Below are 703 nucleotides of genomic sequence, written 5' to 3'. Positions count from 1 at the left end.
TCTTGCGTCGCAAGTGGGGCGATTTCGGGGCTATCGATCGCACCTCCTACAGGCACCGCATTTTCTGGTGCGGGCACGGTGGCAAACGGAGTGCTGTCGCAGATCAGCCTGTCCGCTCCGACTGGGGGCGCTACAGGAAATGCGGCGGCTACCGGGGCGTTGCAGGGCATCAGCTTATTCGCGTCGCTGAGCAGTGCGTCTGGCGCGGCTTCGTGCTCTGGGGCGCTTCCGACAATTTCGATCACGCCGTGCAGTGGGTCAGCATCTACCGCCGTGCCAGCCAGCCGCGCGTCCGGCTCGGTGTTCTGCCGGATAGACACGCCGCGCGCAGTCGTCCGGATAGCGACCTCGCAATGCACAGTGAGGGTGCCATGAAGCTGAAGACATTGACAACCAATCTGCAGAGGATTGTAAACCTGGTCGACAACCTGTCGCACCACCTAGAAGGGATTCACTATGGCCGGCAAATCGGACTACCTTGAAAACGCTATTTTGAAGCTGCTATTCAATGCCACTTCAGATTCTTTGTTCGCGTCGGCAACCGGGTCGATGTCCAACCTGTATTGCGCGCTGCATACCGGAGATCCGCTAGATTCCGGCACGCAAACATCGAACGAGGTGCAGACAGCGGCCTACGCCACCTACACCCGCGTGGCGGTTGCTCGAACGAGCGGCGGATTCACGGTCACGGGGAGCAGCGTTT

Annotated in this window: 1 protein-coding gene and 1 pseudogene; both read left to right on the top strand. The window is 60.2% G+C overall.

Annotation, left to right across the window (positions count from 1 at the left end):
- The coding region (locus CAPSK01_RS07735) for a hypothetical protein (RefSeq protein ID WP_273703287.1) at positions 1–482 on the top strand (482 nt) is incomplete at its 5' end.
- Positions 457–703: pseudogene (locus tag CAPSK01_RS22275) on the top strand (hypothetical protein); the annotation flags it as partial. The gene CAPSK01_RS07735 and the pseudogene CAPSK01_RS22275, both read left to right, overlap by 26 nt.

It is taken from the genome of Candidatus Accumulibacter vicinus, assembly GCF_000584955.1.
Taxonomy (GTDB): domain Bacteria; phylum Pseudomonadota; class Gammaproteobacteria; order Burkholderiales; family Rhodocyclaceae; genus Accumulibacter; species Accumulibacter vicinus.
Note: the sequence above shows the minus strand (reverse complement) of the source record. Positions and strands in the feature narration are given on the sequence as shown.